Origin of the sequence: Mesorhizobium sp. 2RAF45, assembly GCF_052115225.1 — a bacterium.
GTDB lineage: Bacteria > Pseudomonadota > Alphaproteobacteria > Rhizobiales > Rhizobiaceae > Mesorhizobium > Mesorhizobium jarvisii.
In genome coordinates, this window is the sequence record NZ_JBFRGG010000012.1 from 13,856 (window position 1) to 31,661 (window position 17,806).

14 protein-coding genes are annotated in these 17,806 nt (G+C 64.9%); 8 read left to right on the forward strand and 6 right to left on the reverse strand.

The window, feature by feature from the left end:
• Positions 1-10: 10 nt before the first annotated feature.
• The 3 genes from AB4Z43_RS25245 to AB4Z43_RS25255 all read right to left on the reverse strand — a co-directional run bounded on the left by AB4Z43_RS25245 (position 11) and on the right by AB4Z43_RS25255 (position 6,113).
• Entirely contained in the window at positions 11-3,400 is a 3,390-nt protein-coding gene (locus tag AB4Z43_RS25245; RefSeq protein ID WP_441939363.1) for a helicase-related protein, read from the reverse strand.
• Positions 3,401-4,112: 712 nt separating this feature from the next.
• Positions 4,113-4,838 (reverse strand): acetoacetyl-CoA reductase, encoded by a 726-nt coding sequence (gene phbB / locus AB4Z43_RS25250; RefSeq protein ID WP_019861703.1) that lies wholly within the window; start codon positions 4,836-4,838, stop codon positions 4,113-4,115.
• Between the two features lie 90 nt (positions 4,839-4,928).
• Positions 4,929-6,113, reverse strand: coding sequence for an acetyl-CoA C-acetyltransferase (locus AB4Z43_RS25255; RefSeq protein ID WP_020629066.1), 1,185 nt, complete (start codon positions 6,111-6,113; stop codon positions 4,929-4,931).
• 302 nt (positions 6,114-6,415) lie between these two features.
• Here AB4Z43_RS25255 and phaR point away from each other — a divergent pair, with 302 nt between their 5' ends.
• Positions 6,416-7,027, forward strand: a complete 612-nt coding sequence (phaR, locus tag AB4Z43_RS25260) for a polyhydroxyalkanoate synthesis repressor PhaR (protein WP_027047491.1) — start codon at positions 6,416-6,418, stop codon at positions 7,025-7,027.
• 138 nt (positions 7,028-7,165) lie between these two features.
• Here the strand turns inward: phaR and AB4Z43_RS25265 are convergent, their stop codons facing one another.
• Positions 7,166-7,585, reverse strand: a complete 420-nt coding sequence (locus tag AB4Z43_RS25265; protein ID WP_027047490.1) for a rhodanese-like domain-containing protein — start codon at positions 7,583-7,585, stop codon at positions 7,166-7,168.
• An 88-nt stretch (positions 7,586-7,673) separates the two neighbouring features.
• On the opposite strand from AB4Z43_RS25265, the gene ftrA reads away from it, so the two are divergent.
• On the forward strand, positions 7,674-8,657 hold the full coding sequence (ftrA, locus tag AB4Z43_RS25270; protein WP_441939366.1) for a transcriptional regulator FtrA: 984 nt from the start codon (positions 7,674-7,676) through the stop codon (positions 8,655-8,657).
• Positions 8,658-8,707: 50 nt separating this feature from the next.
• Here the strand turns inward: ftrA and AB4Z43_RS25275 are convergent, their stop codons facing one another.
• Positions 8,708-9,850: a citrate synthase gene (locus AB4Z43_RS25275; protein ID WP_019861697.1), complete on the reverse strand. Its 1,143-nt coding sequence runs from the start codon at positions 9,848-9,850 to the stop codon at positions 8,708-8,710.
• A 93-nt stretch (positions 9,851-9,943) separates the two neighbouring features.
• Between AB4Z43_RS25275 and AB4Z43_RS25280 the strand changes: the two genes are divergently transcribed.
• Together AB4Z43_RS25280 and AB4Z43_RS25285 are read left to right on the forward strand one after the other, a co-directional pair.
• Positions 9,944-11,032 carry a citrate synthase/methylcitrate synthase gene (locus AB4Z43_RS25280; protein WP_441939368.1) on the forward strand — a complete coding sequence of 363 codons (1,089 nt, stop codon included), beginning with the start codon at positions 9,944-9,946 and terminating at the stop codon, positions 11,030-11,032.
• Between the two features lie 204 nt (positions 11,033-11,236).
• Positions 11,237-12,367: a patatin-like phospholipase family protein gene (locus AB4Z43_RS25285; RefSeq protein WP_027047488.1), complete on the forward strand. Its 1,131-nt coding sequence runs from the start codon at positions 11,237-11,239 to the stop codon at positions 12,365-12,367.
• A 27-nt stretch (positions 12,368-12,394) separates the two neighbouring features.
• On the opposite strand, the gene AB4Z43_RS25290 is transcribed toward AB4Z43_RS25285, so the two are convergent.
• Positions 12,395-12,991, reverse strand: a complete 597-nt coding sequence (locus AB4Z43_RS25290) for a TetR/AcrR family transcriptional regulator (RefSeq protein WP_019861694.1) — start codon at positions 12,989-12,991, stop codon at positions 12,395-12,397.
• Between the two features lie 126 nt (positions 12,992-13,117).
• Here AB4Z43_RS25290 and AB4Z43_RS25295 point away from each other — a divergent pair, with 126 nt between their 5' ends.
• From AB4Z43_RS25295 to AB4Z43_RS25310, 4 genes are all read left to right on the forward strand, one after another.
• Positions 13,118-13,579, forward strand: coding sequence for a (2Fe-2S)-binding protein (locus AB4Z43_RS25295; protein ID WP_019861693.1), 462 nt, complete (start codon positions 13,118-13,120; stop codon positions 13,577-13,579).
• A 2-nt stretch (positions 13,580-13,581) separates the two neighbouring features.
• The gene (locus AB4Z43_RS25300; protein ID WP_441939371.1) at positions 13,582-15,855 is read left to right on the forward strand and encodes a molybdopterin cofactor-binding domain-containing protein; all 2,274 of its coding nucleotides are present in this window, start codon (positions 13,582-13,584) and stop codon (positions 15,853-15,855) included.
• A complete protein-coding gene (locus AB4Z43_RS25305; RefSeq protein ID WP_202361411.1) occupies positions 15,852-16,457 on the forward strand; it encodes a hypothetical protein in 606 nt (201 codons plus the stop codon). Before AB4Z43_RS25300 ends, AB4Z43_RS25305 begins: the two co-directional genes overlap by 4 nt.
• A gap of 161 nt (positions 16,458-16,618) precedes the next feature.
• Positions 16,619-17,794: an efflux RND transporter periplasmic adaptor subunit gene (locus AB4Z43_RS25310; protein WP_083246896.1), complete on the forward strand. Its 1,176-nt coding sequence runs from the start codon at positions 16,619-16,621 to the stop codon at positions 17,792-17,794.
• The last annotated feature ends 12 nt before the right edge of the window (positions 17,795-17,806 follow it).

Here is a 17,806-nt window from a genome sequence, read left to right on the forward strand (position 1 = left end):
CCTTCCGAGCCTACTTCTTCAGCTGGTCGCGCAAGGCGGCGAGCTTGGCGAAGGGCGAATCCGGATCGAAGCGCACCGGACGTTCTTCGCGCGGCTTTGGCTGGAAAGCGGGCTTTGCGCCTCCCTTGCCGCGATCGGGACCGCCCTTGCCCTCGGGCCGGCCACCCTTCCAGTCGGGTCGGCCTTCGCGGCGCTCGGGACGCTCGCCCTGCGGGCGGCCGTCACGGCGCTGATCGCCTTCACCCTGCGGCTTGGGCTTGAACTTGGAACGGTCGAAGCGCGGCTTGCCGGCGCCATCGCGCCGCCCCTCATGGGTGGGACGTTCTCCGGGCGCGGCCGTGGCCGGTGCGCCGGCGGCATCGGCGGGCGCATTGTTTCGGCCGCGCGCTTGTCCATTGCGCTGGCGGTTGTTGCGGCCTTCGTGATGGCGGGGGCGCTGTTCGAAACGGCCCTGGCGCCACAGCAGGATGGGCTTGGGCGCTTCGGCTTCGGCGATGGGCTCGCCGGCGGCCGCTTCGGCCACCACGGCAGGCTCGTCCGAAACCGCTTCCGTCGCCGGTGCAGCTTCGGAAACTGGCTCCGCCGGCGTCGCCTCGACCGATTCGGCTTCCGCTTCCGGCGGGGCAACAGGTTCAGCAACCGCTTCGGCGACAGCGACCTCTGTAGCGGGTTCTTCCACGGCTTCGGCTGGAGCTTCCGGTTGCGCTTCCGCGACCGGCTCCGCTGTCGTTTCCGCGATGACCTCGGCGGGAGTTTCGAGCGCGGTCTCGGCAACAGCCGGTTCCGAACCTTCGACCGCCGCCTCCGCGGCCGCGTCCGTAGCGGCTGCCTCGGCTGCCTTGGCCTGCTCGGCGCGCGCGGCTTCTTCCGCCGCGAGTTTCGCGGCAGCGGCTTCACGCGCGGCGGTGTCCTGCGCCTCCAGCCGCGCCTTCACCTCCGCCGCCGGCTTCGGCTCGGCGCGGTAACCGAGGCCCTTGAGAATCTCTTCCATGTCGTCGGCGGTGGCACCAAGGATCGACATCATCGGCGGCGTCACCATGAAGGAATGGCCGTCATAGGCGCCGTCCGGACGCTGGCCGAGGCCGGGCTTCCAGTTGGTCGCCGGACGGATGAGGTCCGCCAGCCGCTCCAATATGTCGATGCGCACGGCGCGGCGGCCGAGATTGCGATAGCCGGCAAGCTTGTAGAAAGCCTTGTCGAAGGCAGGATCGATGACCACGGAGGTACGGCCGGACGCCAGCGCGTGGACGACGTCGCCGAAACCAGGCTTGTCCTTGCCGTCGTTCTGCAGCGCCCACAGCAAGGTCACCAGCCCGGCGGGGGCCGGCTTGATCAAAGCGGGCACGAAGACGTGGTAGGCGCCGAAGCGCACACCAAGGCGGCGCAGGGCCGCGCGACCCTCCTGGTCGAGCGACTTCATCTCCTCGGCGATATCGCGGCGGTTGATGAGGCCGAAATTCTCGACCAGCTGGAAGGCAATGCCGCGGCCGATGCCGGAAATCTGGTCGGCGTTCTTCAGGTCGACGAGCGGCTTCAGCAGCGTTTCGATCTGGAAATTGACGAAGCGTTCGGCGCGCGCGGCGACCTTGTCGCGCGCCGGGCCGGTCAGCTGTTCGTCGGCCAAAAGCACAAGGCGCGGCTTCAGCGCGTCTTCGCCCGAAACCAGCGTGCCGATCGGCGCGCCGATCCAGCGTAGCGTGCCGTCCGAGCCTAGCGCCAGGTCGCCATTGGCGCAGGCGCCGAAGCGTTCGGCGCGCGCCTCGAACTCGGCGGCAAGCGCCTTTTGCGCGGCCGTGCGCACGGCCTTGGCGTCTTCGCCGCCGGCGGTCTGGTCGGCGGTGAAGCGGAACCCTTGCAACTCGCCGACATGGTGGCCTTCGACAAGGACGGTTCCGGTAGGACTGATTTCGGCTTCAGGCATTGTATTTTCTCTAAGGCGCCGCATGAGGACGGAAGTCCTGCGGTCTACGAAGCGTTTCGTCAACCGCTCATGCAGCGCATCAGACAATCTGTCTTCGATTTCGCGCGTCTTTTCCTGCCAGTGTGCCTGATCGGCCAGCCAGCCGGGCCGGTTCGACACGAATGTCCAGGTGCGGATTTGGGCAATGCGGTGCGACAGCGTGTCGATGTCGCCCTCGGTGGTGTCGGCGCGGCGCACCTGCTCGGCCATGTAGTTCTCGTCGACATGGCCATGACGGGCGAGGTCCATGTAGATGGAGGCGATGAGGTCGGCATGCTGGGCAGGCGCGATCTTCCTGTAGTCGGGCAGCGCGCAGGCTTCCCACAGCAGCGCCACGCGCTTGGCATCGGTGGCGAGCGCGCGGATGTCCTCGTCGCGGGAGAGATATTCCAGCGCCTGTGCGTCGACCGCCGGCAGGGCGCGCGTCAGGCCCTCGACCGGCGCGTTGGTCTCGATCGAGCGCTTCAGCGCATCGAGACTGGCGAAGTCGAAATGCGCGGTGCGCCACTGCAGCACCTTCACCGGATCGAAGTCGTGGCCCTCGATCTTCTTGACGAGGTCTTCGTCGAGTGGGTCGACCTGACCGGTGACGCCGAACGTGCCGTCGCGCAGATGCCGGCCGGCGCGGCCGGCGATCTGGCCGAGTTCGGCCGCCGTCAGATTACGGTACTGGTAGCCGTCGAATTTGCGGTTCTGGGCGAAGGCGACATGGTCGAGATCGAGGTTGAGACCCATGCCGATGGCGTCGGTGGCGACGAGATAGTCGACATCACCCGACTGGAACAGCGCCACCTGGGCGTTGCGGGTGCGCGGCGAAAGCGCGCCGAGCACGACGGCGGCACCGCCCTGCTGGCGGCGGATCAGCTCGGCGATGGCATAGACCTCGTCGGCGGAAAAGGCGACGATCGCGGTGCGGCGCGGCAGGCGGGTCAGTTTCTTCGAACCGGCATAGGCCAGGTGCGACAGCCTTGGCCGCGTCACCACCGAGACGCCCTTCAGCAGGCGCTGCAGGATGCCATGCATGGTGGCGGCACCAAGCAGCAGCGTTTCCTGGCGGCCGCGCAGATGCAGGATACGGTCGGTGAAGATGTGGCCGCGCTCGAGGTCGCCGGCGAGCTGCACCTCGTCGATGGCGACGAAGGCGGCGTCGGTCTCACGCGGCATGGCCTCGACGGTGCAAACCGAATATTTGGCGCCTGGCGGCTGGATCTTCTCCTCGCCGGTGATCAGCGCGACCTTGTGGGCGCCGACCTTTTCGCAGACGCGCGCATAGACTTCCCGGGCCAGCAGCCTGAGCGGCAGGCCGATGACGCCGGTTTCGTGCGCCACCATGCGCTCGATGGCGAGATGGGTCTTGCCGGTGTTGGTTGGGCCAAGCACGGCGGTCACGTCGCGGCCCGACAAGATCAGCGGCTCAGTGTGTTTCGGCTGGATGTTCATCGACCTGGAAATAAGGCTTTCTGGCCTCTGGTTGTCGGGAGCGTGCCTCAACTGGCGCGTATGACAGGCGACACATAGGGATTTCGGGCGCGAAGCGAAAGCGGAATGTTCCACCGGCAGCTTCGAAAGCAACTCTGCCTGGCGCTAAATTGGCTGCTGCTTAACTGATGGAACGAGTCTGGAACGAATCAGCTACGAATCGGCGACTCGCTCAGATTCAGCTTTTGTTCACGGCTACATATGGATTTTGTGATGCTGAGTCTCACCACATGCTGAATCGTCGAACTGGCCCGTTTTATGCTGGGTGAGCCTTGTCCTTAACCTTTGCCGGCAAATGAACGGAGCAGGTCGGGGGCTATCGCTCAAGATTATGAAATTGTTAATCTTTCTGAATTTGCCGTTAAGGAAAAACAGCTGATTCCGGGGCATTAACGTTAACTTCCGCTCAAAGCCGGAACGAATCGGCGACAAATCAGCGCCAACGGGATTTTCCCGTTTTGTTCCCTCAATATCTTGTGTTGCGAACAGTTTATCCACCGAGGATTCACAGGCTTGTCCACAGGGTTCGCACAGACGGCGCTGTCGCCATTAACCTTTGCGTGCCGGATTGGGGCATCGCGCCGTGGCGGGGTATTTTTCCGGCCTCCAAGGCGTCAGGGGAAACGGACCGGTTCCCCGGTCCGTTCGTCACAATCCGAAGCCGTTGGACGTCTCAGACGAAGTACTGGCCGCCATTGGCAGTGATGGTCGAGCCGGTGATGAAGCCGGCATCCTGCGAAGCGAGGAAGACGACGCAGCGCGCGATCTCTTCCGGCTCGCCGAGGCGGCCGACCGGGATCTGCGGCAGGATGCGCTCGTTGAGCACCTTCTCGTCGATGGCCTTGACCATTTCGGTGGCGATGTAGCCGGGGCAGATGACGTTGACGGTGATGCCCGCGCGGGCGCCCTCCTGGGCGAGCGCCTTCGAGAAACCGATGTCGCCGGCCTTGGCGGCGGAATAATTGACCTGGCCGGCCTGGCCCTTCTGGCCGTTGATCGAGGAGATGGTGATGACGCGGCCGAACTTGCGATCGCGCATGCCGTTCCACAGCGGATGCGTCATGTTGAAGACACCGGACAGATTGGTGTCGATGACTTCTTTCCACTGGTCGCGGGTGATCTTGTGGAACATGGCATCGCGGGTGATGCCGGCATTGTTGACCAGCACCGAGACCGGGCCGAGGTCGGCCTCGACCTGTTTGATGCCGGCGGCGCAAGCGTCATAGTCGGCGACCGACCATTTGTAGACCGGGATGCCGGTCTCGGCCTTGAACTTCGCCGCCGCTTCGTCGTTGCCGGCGTAGTTCGCGGCAACCGAATAGCCGGCGGTCTTCAAGGCGATCGAGATCGCCGCGCCGATGCCGCGCGATCCGCCCGTGACGATTGCTACCTTGGTCATGCATTTCCCCTTTTTGATATCGCCCTGTTTTCGGGCTTGGCAGGCACTGGATTCTGAACGGGCGGCTCGCGCCGCCCGCTCATCGTTTTCTCAGAGCGCTTCAACGCACATGGCGACGCCCATGCCGCCGCCGATGCACAGCGTGGCGAGGCCCTTCTTGGCGCCGCGGCGGCGCATCTCGTAGACCAGCGTGTTGAAGACGCGGGCGCCCGAGGCACCGATCGGATGGCCGATGGCGATGGCGCCGCCATTGACGTTGACGATCGAGGGATCCCAGCCCATGCCCTTGTTGACGGCGCAGGCCTGCGCGGCAAAGGCCTCGTTGGCCTCGACCAGGTCGAGATCGCCGACCGACCAGCCGGCCTTCTCCAAAGCCTTGCGCGAGGCGGGGATCGGGCCGGTTCCCATGATCGCCGGATCGACACCGGCGGTTGCCCAGGATGCAATGCGCACCAGCGGGGTGATGCCGCGCCTTGCGGCCTCCGCTTCGCTCATCAGCAGCGCGCCAGCGGCTCCGTCATTGATGCCGGAGGCGTTGGCGGCGGTCACCGAGCCGTCCTTGTCGAAGGCCGGCTTCAGCTTGGTCATGGCGTCGAGCGTGGCGCCGTGGCGGATGTATTCGTCCTGGTCGACAATGGTGTCGCCCTTCCTACCCTTGATGGTGAAGGCGACGATTTCGTCCTTGAATTTGCCGGCCTTCTGCGCGGCCTCGGCCTTGTTCTGCGAGGCCAGCGCGAACTGATCCTGATCGTCACGGGTGATCTGGAACTGGCGTGCGACGTTTTCGGCGGTGTTGCCCATGTGGTAGCCGTTGAAGGCGTCCCACAGGCCGTCCTTGATCATGGTGTCGATCATCTTGTAGTCGCCCATCTTGACGCCGGCGCGCAGGTGCTCGGCGTGCGGCGACAGCGACATCGATTCCTGTCCGCCGGCAACGATCACCTTGGCGTCGCCGGTGGCGATCTGCTGCATGCCGAGCGCGATGGCGCGCAGGCCCGAGCCGCAAACCTGGTTGAGGCCCCAGGCAGTGGTCTCCTTGGGCAGGCCGGCAATGATCGAGGCCTGGCGGGCGGGGTTCTGGCCCTGGGCCGCGGTCAGCACCTGGCCGAGAATGACCTCGTCGACCTCGGCTGCCTCGACACCGGCTCGCGACAAAAGCTCCTTGATGACGACAGCACCGAGTTCATGCGCCGGCGTGGCCGCGAAAGCACCGTTGAAGGAGCCGACGGCCGTGCGCGCGGCACTGGCGACAACGATGGAATTGGCAGAGGACATTTTCTTCTCCAGACTTCGAGCTGTCGTGTTTTCAGGCATTGTTGGCAACTTTTCTTGCCCTTTCCATGACCCAAGTCAAACCGGAAATCGGCATGGCGCCCATGCACGCCAAGCAGGTCGCGCGCCGCCATGCCGGCGGGCGGGCCGCTGCTGCGCAGCATATTTTGCCTGCTATGCAGCATTATATGATCCCGCACTGCACAAACTGCTTGGAATTATGAGGCTTTTGCGCATATCCTCAAAAAGGGCGCAATCGTTACCGGCTGCTTACTCAGGCGTGCCGGTGTCCGGGGAGGATGCAGATGGCCGCAAAAGACGACCCGATCATTATCAAGAAATACGCCAATCGCCGCCTCTATAATACGGGGACGAGCACCTATGTGACGCTCGAAGATCTGGCCGACATGGTCAAGAAGGGCGAGGAATTCACCGTTCAGGACGCCAAAACCGGCGACGACATCACGCATCCGGTGCTGACTCAGATCATTTTCGAGCTGGAGAACAAGGATGGGCAGAACATGCTGCCGATCCCGTTCCTGCGCCAGCTGATCGCCTTCTACGGCGACCAGATGCAGATGATCGTGCCGAGCTTCCTTGAACAGTCGATGATCGCCTTCTCCAAGGAACAGGAGCGCTTTCGCGAGCAGATGAAGGGCGCCATCGGCAAGTCGCCGCTCGATGTGATGAAGATGGCGACGCCGATCAAGGCACTGGAAGAACAGACGCGCCGCAATATGGAAATGTTCCAGAACGCGATGCGGCTGTTCACGCCTTTCCCGCCCGCGGGCTCGGCGCCGGCCGCGGCCCCCACTGAGCCGGTCAGGAAGGACGCGCCGCCGGAGAAATCCGACGATCTGCAGCAGTTGAAGGACCAGATCGCGGCCATGCAGCGCAAGCTCGACACGATGTCGTGAACCGGCTAGCCGGCAAGGCTTAGGCCAGATCCGGCTGTGCCTTGCCCATCAATGGTCGGGTGCCGCAATTCCCACGTTTCGCAAGGCGCCGACATCCGCCGCTCGAACGGACGGACGATATCAGCCGCGCCGGCTGGATCATGCCCGCAGAGCGCCAGGCTCCCTGCCTGAGGCGAAAGGAAGCTCTTCGTCCTGCCAGCCTGAAATGCCGCCGATCATGATCTTGACCGGCAGGCCGAGGCTGGCCAGTTTGAAGGCCGCCCGGTCCGCGCCATTGCAATGCGGCCCGGCGCAATAGACGACGAACAGCGTGCCTGCCGGCCATTCAGCCATCCGCTCGGCCGATATCTCGCGGTGCGGCAAGTGCAGCGCACCCGGCACGTGGCGGCGCTCATACGCATCCGGCGAACCGACCACATGCAGAAGCATGAAGTCCGGCTCGCCGCCGCGCAGTGCTGCAGCAACGTCCGAACAATCGGTCTCGACGGAAAGCCGGCGCAGGAAATGGTCGCGGGCAATCTCCGGCGAGGCTGGTGGAATGTCAGTCACATAGCTCATTATGGGCCTCCGTCGCTTTTGATGGAGTTGAGTAGCGCACCGGACCGGGCGATTGCAGCTGGCAGCTTTGCCATATATCGTCAAGATCATGCCAAATGTGCCTCCCGCCAATCCGCTGGTCGTTGCCGTTGCCTATGACGAGCTGTGCACGTTCGAGTTTGGCGTGGCGGCCGAGATGTTCGCCTTGCCCAGACCGGAGATGGGCGTGGATTGGTACCGCTTTGCCGTCGCCGGCATCGACGCCGGCGAAATGCGTGCGATGGGCGGCGTGCGCATCGTCGCCGATGGCGGACCCGATCTGATCGGCGAGGCCGGCACCGTGATCGTGCCGGGATGGCGCGGTGTGGACTGTCCGGTGCCGCCCTTGCTGATCGAGGCGCTTCGCAAGGCCAGTGAGCGGGGCGCGCGCATCCTGTCCATCTGCTCGGGCGTCTTCGTGCTTGCCGCGGCCGGCCTGCTGTCGGGCAAGAAGGCAACCACGCATTGGCGCTACAGCGACAGGCTGAGGGAGATGTATCCCGACATCACCGTGGTCCCTGACGTTTTGTACATCGATGAGGGAAACGTGCTGACATCGGCCGGCAGCGCTGCGGGCATCGACCTGTGCCTGCATCTGGTACGGCGCGATTTCGGCACCAAGGCGGCCAACATGGTGGCACGCCGCCTGGTCGTGCCACCGCACCGCGACGGCGGCCAGGCGCAGTATGTAGAGAGTTCCGTTCCCGAGCCGCACGAACGCGGCCGGCTTGGACCGTTGATCGACAGAATGCGCGCTGACATTGCCGACGACTATTCCGTCGCCACCCTGGCCGGTCTTGCCGGGATGAGCGAGCGGACATTTTTGCGCCGGTTCGCGGCCGCGACCGGTGTCACGCCGGCGCGATGGCTGCTTTCAGAACGACTTTCGCGGGCGCGCACTTTGCTGGAAGACACGAGCATGCCGATCGAGCGGATTGCCGAGACCGCCGGCTTTGGCGCTGCGGCGACGCTGCGGCATCACTTCCGCCGGCAATTCGCCACGACGCCCGCTGCGTACCGGGCGCGGTTCGGGACCAATGCCAACTCCGCCTGACGGCTGACAAAGTTGAGCCCGGGCGCGAAACCGCATCAGGCAAGAAGCTGTCAGGGCAACAGCCCTTCATAGCGGCCGCGTGGCCTGATGATGCTGCCGCTCATGATCTGTTCGACCATATGGGCTGCCCAGCCGACGCTGCGCCCAAGCGCGAACAGATGGAACGGCGCATCGCGCGGCAGGCCGAGGCTGCGCGTCAGCACGGCCAGGGCAAAATCGATATTCGGCTGGGCGCCGGTCGCTGCGATGGCGGCGATCTCCAGCAATCGCAAGGTCTCATCGGTGTTGCCAATGGCTGCCAGGAGTGCCGTGGCCCGGGGATCACCCTCGGGATAGAGTTGGTGGCCGAACCCCGGCAGCGGCCTGTCGTGGCCGAGCCAGCGCCGGATCGCGGCGTCGGCGCCATGCCGCGCCGCATCTTCAGCAAGCTGCATCACTGCTTCGCCGGCACCGCCATGGCGCGGACCGGAGAGTGTTGCCAGACCCGCCAGCAGGCAAGCGGCGGGCGAGGCGCCGGTGGAGGCCGCGACGCGGGCCGCGAAGGTCGATGCATTCAGCTCGTGATCGGCGAGCAGCACAAGGGCGCGCCGGATCGCATCGGCGCCACCCTCATCGACCGACCAGCCCCGTGCCAATCGCCGGTGCACCGGATCGGCCCCCGCCTCGGCACCGAGGGCGCCGGCCAGCACGCCGATTGCGCGCGCGGCGTCGGCACATATCGAGGCGGCGCTGCGTCCAAGCAAAGGCCGAGCCTGGCCGGCCAGCAAGGCAAGTTGCGCAAAGGCCGAGGCTCGGCCGGGCTGGCGTGGCGCATCCGGCAACGGCGCTTCAAAACGGACCGGTTCAGGCAAGGCCCAAAGCACAGCGGCGGTTTCTTCCAGCGAGGCATGGTCGGACAGCATGGCGGCGTCCCGGCCCCGATAGATGAGGTGACCGTGCCGGACGGTCGAAATCGCCGTTGCGATCGACGGCTCGCCCCAGGCAATCGCGCTTTCGGCGATGGCCGAGGGGCTGCGTCCGCGCGCCCGGCGTGTTGCCAGCGCCGCGATGTCGTCGGCGCGATACTGGCTGCGGCGTGGATCGGCGCGGTCGGGACGCATGCCGATGCGCCCGCGGCTGACATAGGCATAGAGCGTCTGCGGCCGCACCCGCAGCCTTTCCAGCGCCTCTTCCCGCGATAGCCATTCCGACATTTTCGGCTCTGATATTGATTCTATTGATCAAGATTGATGCTTGGGTTGACCAGCCTTATCTCCGATCCGGAAAAGGTTCAAGGAGACAAGGCTATGGCGAATGGACTCGATGATGTGGTGGCGGCCGAAACCGTGTTGTCCGACGTGGATGGTCTGGGCGGCCGCCTGACGATCCGTGGTCATTCGCTGGCGGAACTGGCCGGACGCTGGAGCTTTCCGCAGGTCGTCCGGCTGTTGCTCGACGGCTTCTTCGAGGATCTGCCCGGCGATACCGAACTGGCTGCGCAACTGGGCGAGGCGCGTGTCGAGGTGTTTGAGCGGACCCGGCCTTCGCTGTCGCTGCTGGCGCCACTCGACATCTACAGCGCCATGCGCGCCGGCATGGCTCTGCTGCCAGACGGCGAAACACTGGCGGACGCGCTGCGGCTGATCGCGGCGCCCGTCGTGCTGACGCCTGCCTTGCTGTGCCTGCAGCGCGGCGAGCAGCCAGTCGCGCCGGATGGCAAGGCCGACCATGCCGCCGACATGTTGCGCATGCTTCGGGGCTCCGTTCCGTCGCCGGCATTGGCAAAAGCGCTCGACACCTATCTGGTGACCGTCTGCGACCACGGCCTCAACGCCTCGACCTTCGCCACGCGCGTCGTTGCTTCGACATTGGCCGGCCTGCCCTCGTCGGTGCTGGCCGGGCTCGGCGCGCTCAAGGGGCCGCTGCATGGCGGCGCGCCCGGCCCGGTGATCGAGATGCTCGATGCGATCGAGGCGCATGGCGATGCGGCCGGCTGGCTGCGCAACGAGATCGCGCAAGGCAGGCGGATCATGGGGTTCGGCCATCGTATTTACCGCGTGCGCGATCCGCGCGCCGATGTGCTGAAAGCGGTCGTGCGGCAGCTTGGCGGCGAGGGCGAGACCGGCCGCCGGCTGGCTTTCGCCGAGGCGGTCGAAAAAACGGCGCTCGAGGTGTTGCGGATCGCCAAGCCGCAGCGTTCGCTGCAGACCAATGTCGAGTTCTACACCGCACTGGTGCTGGAAGCGGCTGGGTTCCCGCCACAGGCCTTCAGCAATGTGTTCGCCGCCGGTCGCGTTGCCGGCTGGATCGCGCATGCGCGCGAGCAGCAGACGACCGGACGGCTGATCCGTCCGCAATCGCGCTATGTCGGCCCGGTGCCCGATCTGGTCGCCTAGGCATCTCTGATCCAAGGACACAGCCTCTCCGCTTCGAGCGGAGGGGGCTTTTCTCTCATGACCGAAATTTCATGTGATCACGCGACCGTGTTCGTGTTCTTGCCTTGGTCCGTCCTTATATGCTGCACTGCAACATAGGCCGCCGATAGCTGCTTCCTTCCGTGACGTTGGGGCAGGCTGGCGCATAAGGACGACAGGAACGCCATGACGAAGAACGGCAAGGCGGAGGAAAACAAGAAGATCAACATCGCACTTCAGGGCGGTGGTTCGCACGGTGCATTCTCCTGGGGCGTGCTCGACCGGCTGCTGGAGGACGGCAGGCTGGAGATATCGGCGGTGTCCGGCACCAGCGCCGGCGCCATGAACGCGGTGGCGCTGGCCGATGGATTTGTGCGTGGCGGGGTCGACGGTGCGCGGCAAAAACTCGACGATTTCTGGCGCGCGGTGGCGGCGAAGGGCCGGTTCAGCCCGGTGCAGCGCATGCCGTGGGACGTCGCCTGGGGCAATTGGTCGATCGAGAACACGCCGGGCTATGTCTTCTTCGACACCATGTCGCGGGTGTTCTCGCCCTATGTCGCCAACCCGCTCGGGCTCAATCCGCTGCGCGACGTGGTGGCGCAGGAGATCGATTTCAGCAATGTGCGCGCCTGCAAGTCGATGGAACTGTTCATCTCCGCCACCAATGTCGAGACCGGGCAGCTGCGGGTCTTTTCCGATGGCGAGATCGACCTCGACACGGTTATGGCCTCGGCTTGCCTGCCGCAATTGTTCCGCGCCGTCGAGATCAAGGGCGTGCCCTATTGGGATGGCGGCTATGGCGGCAACCCGGCGCTCTATCCGTTTTTCAAGACGGCGGCGACCGAGGATGTGCTGCTGGTGCAGATCAATCCGGTGGTGCGCGAAGGAACGCCCAGGAGCGCCAACGAGATCCAGAACCGCATCGACGAAATCACTTTCAATGCCGGGCTGCTGCGCGAATTCCGCTCGATCGCCTTCGTCAAGGAACTGATCGCCGCCGGCCGGCTGCCGCATGGCGAGTATCGCGACATCCGCATGCACCGCATCGATGCCGACGAGGCTTTCAAGGACCTGTCGGCGTCATCGAAGGTCAACGCCGAATGGGCCTTCCTGACCTATCTGCGCGATCTCGGCCGCACCGCCGCCAGCGACTGGCTGGAAGAAAACTACGATGCCGTTGGCAAGCGGCCGACGCTCGATCTCTCCGGCGAACTCGATGACGGTTTCAAGCCGGTGCGCGGCCCCGCACCCGGCCGGCGGGTCAAGGAATTCCTCGCGGTGCGCAAGAACCCGGAAGCGGAGCGCCGCCGCGCCTGAGCGGAACCCCGACACGCCTAGGCTTCATCAGGCTTTCAACGCCAGGTCGATCACCTTGACCAGGGCGGCGGCCGCCTGCCGCTGCCCCTCGGGATCGCTGATCCGCGCCTTCATGCCTTCCAGCCCATCGAGCAGCATGTCGGCAAGCAGTTGCGTCGACAGCCCCCTGGCCGCCAGGTCGACGCCGTTCCTGGCCGCCTCGCCATGGATCGCGGCGGCGATATGTTCGACAAGGCCGCCGCGCCAGCACCCGACGAGATCGCCGAGGCTCGATTTCATGTCCAGCAATTCGGCGCCATGAGGGGAGGCAACGACGGCGCTCATCATCGAGATGAAAGCTTCGTCGATGGCTCGCATCATGCGCTCGGTGAAAGCATCATCGCCGGCCAGAGCCATTTTTGCCGCAGCGACCGAGCGCGACAGCACCATCATGGCGATAGCGCGGAAAATGTCGGTCTTGTTCTTGAACTGAAGATAAAGCGCCGGACGCGACATGTCGGCGGCGCGGGCAATGTCGTCCATGGTGGTGCGGGAGAAGCCATAGGCCAAAAACACCTTCATTGCGCCATCCAGGATACGGACGCGTTTGGGGTCGATGGCGGCGATGTCTTCGTTCTGATTCATGGAGCGACATTATCCTGCAAAATCTCAATTGACAAAATGACGTAATTTGTCAATCTGTATCGAGACGAAGCGACCCAAGAGGGACGCTTCGCTCCAGGGCTGTGGACGACAACAAAAGGGTATCCCATGCGCCTCACCGTCGACGGGCAGTCATTCGACATCGACGCCGATCCGGCCATGCCGCTGCTGTGGGCGCTGCGCGATCTCATCGGCAAAACGGGACCGAAGTTCGGCTGCGGCATTGCCGCCTGCGGCGCCTGCACGGTGCATGTCGATGGTCAGCCGGTGCGCTCCTGCTCGCTTCCGCTCGGCCAGGTCAGCGGCGCTGTCACCACCATCGAAGGCATCGGCACGGCGGACAGGCTGCATCCGGTGCAGCAGGCATGGCTGGAGGAACAGGTCGCGCAATGCGGCTATTGCCAGGCCGGCCAGATCATGAGCGCGGTGGCGCTGCTCGACGAGATCGCCGACCCGAGCGACGCCGATATCGACAACGCCATGGGCGGCAATCTCTGCCGCTGCGGCACCTATCCGAAGATCCGCTCGGCCATCAGGAAGGCCGCGGCGCTCAAGACGGCGGGGCTCTGATCATGGCCAGTGTCGGAAAGATCGCCCGCCGCACGTTCCTGATCGGCGCGGCCGCTGTCGCGGGCGGCGTTGCCGTCGGCTACTACTATTATCGCAAACCGTTTCCGAACCCGCTCGAGGCCGATCTCGGCAAGGGTGAGGCGACCTTCAAACCCTATGTGAAGATCGGCGCCGACAACACCATCACCATCGTCGCGCCGCGCGCCGAGATGGGACAAGGCATCTCGACGACGCTCGCCGTCATGGTCGCCGAAGAACTCGATGTCGGTCTCGATCAGGTCAAAGTCGAGCACGGCCCGGCCTCCTACGCCTATTACAACGCGGCGATCCTCGAGGAGGGCGGTCCGTTCGCCTTCTTCGACGAGGGCATGACGGCGCAAGCGGTGCGCTCAGGTCTCGGTGTGGTCGGCAAGTTCCTTGCTGTCCAGGCCACCGGCGGTTCGGCTTCAGCGCGTGATGGTTTCGACAAGATGCGCCAGGCTGGCGCCGCAGCCCGGCATCTGCTGATCGCGGCCGCGGCGCAGAAACTCGGCGTTGCCGCCGCCGATCTGGAAACAGCCAACGGTTCGATCCTGCACAAGGCATCGGGCAAGTCGCTGACCTATGGCGCGGTTGCCGCGGCTGCCGCCACCATGGCGCCGTCGGCCGAAGTCAGGCTCAAGGACAGAGTCGACTGGAAGCTGCTGGGAAAGCCGCAGAAGCGCATCGACATGCTGGCCAAGGTCACCGGAGCGCCGATCTTCGGCATCGATGTCAGGCTGCCGGATATGCTCTACGGCACGGTGAAGATGAGCCCGCGCTTCTGGGCCAAGCCAGTCAAGGCTGATCTCGCCAAAGCCGAGAAAATGCCCGGCGTGATCAAGATCGTGCCGCTCGAGACGAATTACGGCCACGGCTTCGGCATCATCGCGCAAAATACCTGGGCGGCCTTCAGGGCGGCCGACGCCATCGACGCCCAATGGGCGGATCCCGAATATCCGCTCGGCAGCGCTGCCATATCAGACGTGCTGAAACAGGCGCTCGGCACCAAGGGGTCGGCAATGCGCGACAATGGCGATGTCGATACCGCCTTCGCCGACGCGCCGCGCGAACGGATGGTCGAGGCGGACTATGCCGTGCCCTATCTGGCGCATGCGACCATGGAGCCGATGAACGCCACGGCGCGGTTCAGCGATGGCGCCCTCGACATCTGGTGCGGCAACCAGGCGCCGACCCTGGTGCGCCAGCTCTGCGCCAACGCGGTCGGCATCGGGCAGGACAAGGTCACTGTCCACACTACCTTCATGGGCGGCGGTTTTGGCCGCCGTACCGAGATGGACTTCTCGCTTTGCGCCGCGTTGATGGCGAAGGAGACAGGCGGGCGCCCAATCAAGGTGACCTGGACGCGCGAAGAGGACATGCGCCACGACGCCTACCGGCCGGCCGCGGTCGGCAAGTTCCAGGCGCGGCTTGGCGACGACGGCATGCCGGTCGCCGTCGACATGAAGATCGCCTCGCCGTCGGTGATCGCCAGCACCTTGCGCCGGCTGTTTCCCTCGATACCGCCGGTCGGTCCCGACAAGTCCATTGTCGATGGGGCCTATGACCAGCCCTACACCATTGCGAACTATCGGGTGAGCGGCGTCGCGGCGCCCGTCTCGATTCCCGTCGGCTTCTGGCGCTCGGTCGGCAGTTCTATCAACGGCTTCTTCCATGAAGGGTTCATGGACGAGATCGCCACCGCCGGCAAAATCGATCCGGTCGAGATGCGCAAGAGATTGATGGCCGCCTATCCCTCGGCGGTGAAGGTCGTCGAGAAGGTCGCCGCGATGGCGAAATGGGGCGAGGCACTGCCCGCCGGCAAGGCCAAGGGCATGGCTTTCACGCTATCTTTCGGCAGCTGGGTCGGCGAGATCGTCCAGGTGGCGGACACCCCGGCGGGCATCCGCATCGAGAAGGTATGGATCGCCGCCGATGTCGGCACAGCGCTCGATCCGGGCATCATCGAGGCACAGCTGATTTCCGGCGCCATCTATGGCCTGTCAGCGGCAATGGGACAGCAGATCACCTTCGCCGACGGCATGGTCGAACAGTCGAACTTCCACGATTTCGACGCCATGCGGATCTTCCAGTGCCCGACCTTCGAAGTCGCCATACTGGAGAATTTCCACAAGATGGGCGGCGTCGGCGAGGTTGGCACACCGCCGGCGGCACCGGCGCTGGCCAATGCCATCTTCGCGCTCACCGGCAAGCGCATCCGCACGTTGCCGCTGTCGACAATGGTGGCCTTCGCATGAAGAAGCTTCTCATCATGCTGACGCCTGCTGCCATCTTGTTTTCGGCGGCGCCTTTCGCAACCGCACAGGAGAGCCAGACATCACCGAGCCCGACGGTCGACATGGCCAAGGGCCTGTCCGAATGGGACAAGATCTATGCGGTGTTCTCACATCCGCGCTGCGCCGATTGTCATGTCGCGGACGACCGGCCGCGCTGGTCGGGTGCGCATTACGGCGCCACATCTGTGCACGCCTTCAACGTCCAGCGCGGCACCGACGGATCGGGCTTCGGCAATCCGGGCCTGCGCTGCACAACCTGCCATTTCTCCAGTAATTCCAATGCATTGAACGGACCACCCGGCGCCGAGGGTTGGCATTTGGCGCCGGCCGAGATGGCCTGGTTCGGTAAATCCTCGGCCGAAATCTGCGCCCAGATCAAGGATCCGGCGCGCAATGGCGACCGCAAATTGACCGATGTCGCGCTGCATGTCCGCGACGATAAACTTGTCGCCTGGGGCTGGGCGCCGGGCTCGGATCGTGAGCCGGCTCCGGGCTCTGCCGAAGCGACCTATCAAGCGATCGAAAACTGGATGGCGGCGGGTTCACCTTGCCCGATGCCGTAATGGCCTTGCAACTTTAAGGCTATATTGCAGTGCAACTTTGATGTAGAAGCGGCGCTCGCCGATCACGGCAATTTGAACACGGTCAGGCGCGCACCCATATCGGCGACGCGCCCGCGTCATGAAGGCGCGGTGCTGGCTGAACCCGCAGTGGAAAAATGACGATGCCTAAAATCAGGTTTCACAAGCTTGCAGCCATTGTTGTGCTCATTGGTTTCGCGGCGTGGATGGCGACAGGCGAATTCTCATCGGTCGGCAGCGTAGCGGCCAACAAGGCCAAGGCGGCCGAAGTCGAGCAGGGCAAGGCGCCGGACGCGAGCAAGCCAAAGACGGCGGAAGCCGAACCGAAGGCGCCGTTGCGCACCGTTGCCGTGGTGACGCCGCCGCGCAAGACCTATGCGCGCGCCATCCGCATTTCCGGCCTAACCGAGGCTGACAAGCGCGCGGTTCTGGCAACCCGCGTCGCCGGCGTCATCGACAAGCTGCCGGTCAAGCAAGGCGATCATGTCAAGACCGGCGACCTGGTGCTGATGCTGGCGGCGGAAGAAAAGATCTCGAACGTCGACAACGCCAGGCAGTTGCTGGTGCAGCGCAAGGCCGAGCTCGATGCCGCCGAGCGGCTCGCCCGGACCGGCAATCTGCCCAAGCTGCAGCTCGACACCGCCCGCTCCAATCTGACCCAGGCGCAATCCCTGCTGGATACCGCGCAGGCCGAACTCGACCGCAACGAGGTCAAGGCGCCGTTCGACGGCGTCATCGACCGGGTGCCAGTGGAGCTTGGCAGTTCGGTCATGCAGGGCAGCGAGGTGGCGACCATCCTCAAGCTCGATCCGGTGATCGCCCGCGGCGAGATCAGCGAGCGCGACCTCGGCTATCTCAAGATCGGCGACAAGGCCGGCGTCCGGCTGGTCAGCGGCCAGACCGTCGAAGGCACCGTGCGCTACATCAGCCGCGATGCGTCGTCGGCGACCCGTACCTTCCGCGTCGAGGTCGCCATCCCCAATGCCGACGGCTCGGTGCCGGCCGGCATGACGGCGGAAATCCAGCTCAGCGCGCTGCCGACCGACGCGGTCCTGCTGCCACGCTCGGTGGTGACACTGGGCGACAAGGGCGATCTGGGCATCCGCGCCGTCGGCAAGGACAACAAGGTTGCGTTCTTCCCGATCGACCTGGTCGACGACACCCCGACCGGCCTCGTGCTTGGCGGCATCCCGGCCGATGCGCGCATCATCGTCGCCGGCCAGGAACTGGTGAAGGAAGGCGATGAGGTCAAGCCGGTCGAGGCCGACCAGGCGACCATCAACAAGCTGATCGGCGAAGCCACCGCCGGGACGCAGTAGCGCAGCGACGCC

What these genes read in the sequence shown, in the direction of transcription:
- AB4Z43_RS25245 (WP_441939363.1), bottom strand. Translation starts at nt 3,400, where the DNA reads ATGAACATCCAGCCGAAACACACTGAGCCGCTGATCTTGTCGGGCCGC.
- phbB (WP_019861703.1), bottom strand. Translation starts at nt 4,838, where the DNA reads ATGACCAAGGTAGCAATCGTCACGGGCGGATCGCGCGGCATCGGCGCG.
- AB4Z43_RS25255 (WP_020629066.1), bottom strand. Translation starts at nt 6,113, where the DNA reads ATGTCCTCTGCCAATTCCATCGTTGTCGCCAGTGCCGCGCGCACGGCC.
- phaR (WP_027047491.1), top strand. Translation starts at nt 6,416, where the DNA reads ATGGCCGCAAAAGACGACCCGATCATTATCAAGAAATACGCCAATCGC.
- AB4Z43_RS25265 (WP_027047490.1), bottom strand. Translation starts at nt 7,585, where the DNA reads ATGAGCTATGTGACTGACATTCCACCAGCCTCGCCGGAGATTGCCCGC.
- ftrA (WP_441939366.1), top strand. Translation starts at nt 7,674, where the DNA reads ATGCCAAATGTGCCTCCCGCCAATCCGCTGGTCGTTGCCGTTGCCTAT.
- AB4Z43_RS25275 (WP_019861697.1), bottom strand. Translation starts at nt 9,850, where the DNA reads ATGTCGGAATGGCTATCGCGGGAAGAGGCGCTGGAAAGGCTGCGGGTG.
- AB4Z43_RS25280 (WP_441939368.1), top strand. Translation starts at nt 9,944, where the DNA reads ATGGCGAATGGACTCGATGATGTGGTGGCGGCCGAAACCGTGTTGTCC.
- AB4Z43_RS25285 (WP_027047488.1), top strand. Translation starts at nt 11,237, where the DNA reads ATGACGAAGAACGGCAAGGCGGAGGAAAACAAGAAGATCAACATCGCA.
- AB4Z43_RS25290 (WP_019861694.1), bottom strand. Translation starts at nt 12,991, where the DNA reads ATGAATCAGAACGAAGACATCGCCGCCATCGACCCCAAACGCGTCCGT.
- AB4Z43_RS25295 (WP_019861693.1), top strand. Translation starts at nt 13,118, where the DNA reads ATGCGCCTCACCGTCGACGGGCAGTCATTCGACATCGACGCCGATCCG.
- AB4Z43_RS25300 (WP_441939371.1), top strand. Translation starts at nt 13,582, where the DNA reads ATGGCCAGTGTCGGAAAGATCGCCCGCCGCACGTTCCTGATCGGCGCG.
- AB4Z43_RS25305 (WP_202361411.1), top strand. Translation starts at nt 15,852, where the DNA reads ATGAAGAAGCTTCTCATCATGCTGACGCCTGCTGCCATCTTGTTTTCG.
- AB4Z43_RS25310 (WP_083246896.1), top strand. Translation starts at nt 16,619, where the DNA reads ATGCCTAAAATCAGGTTTCACAAGCTTGCAGCCATTGTTGTGCTCATT.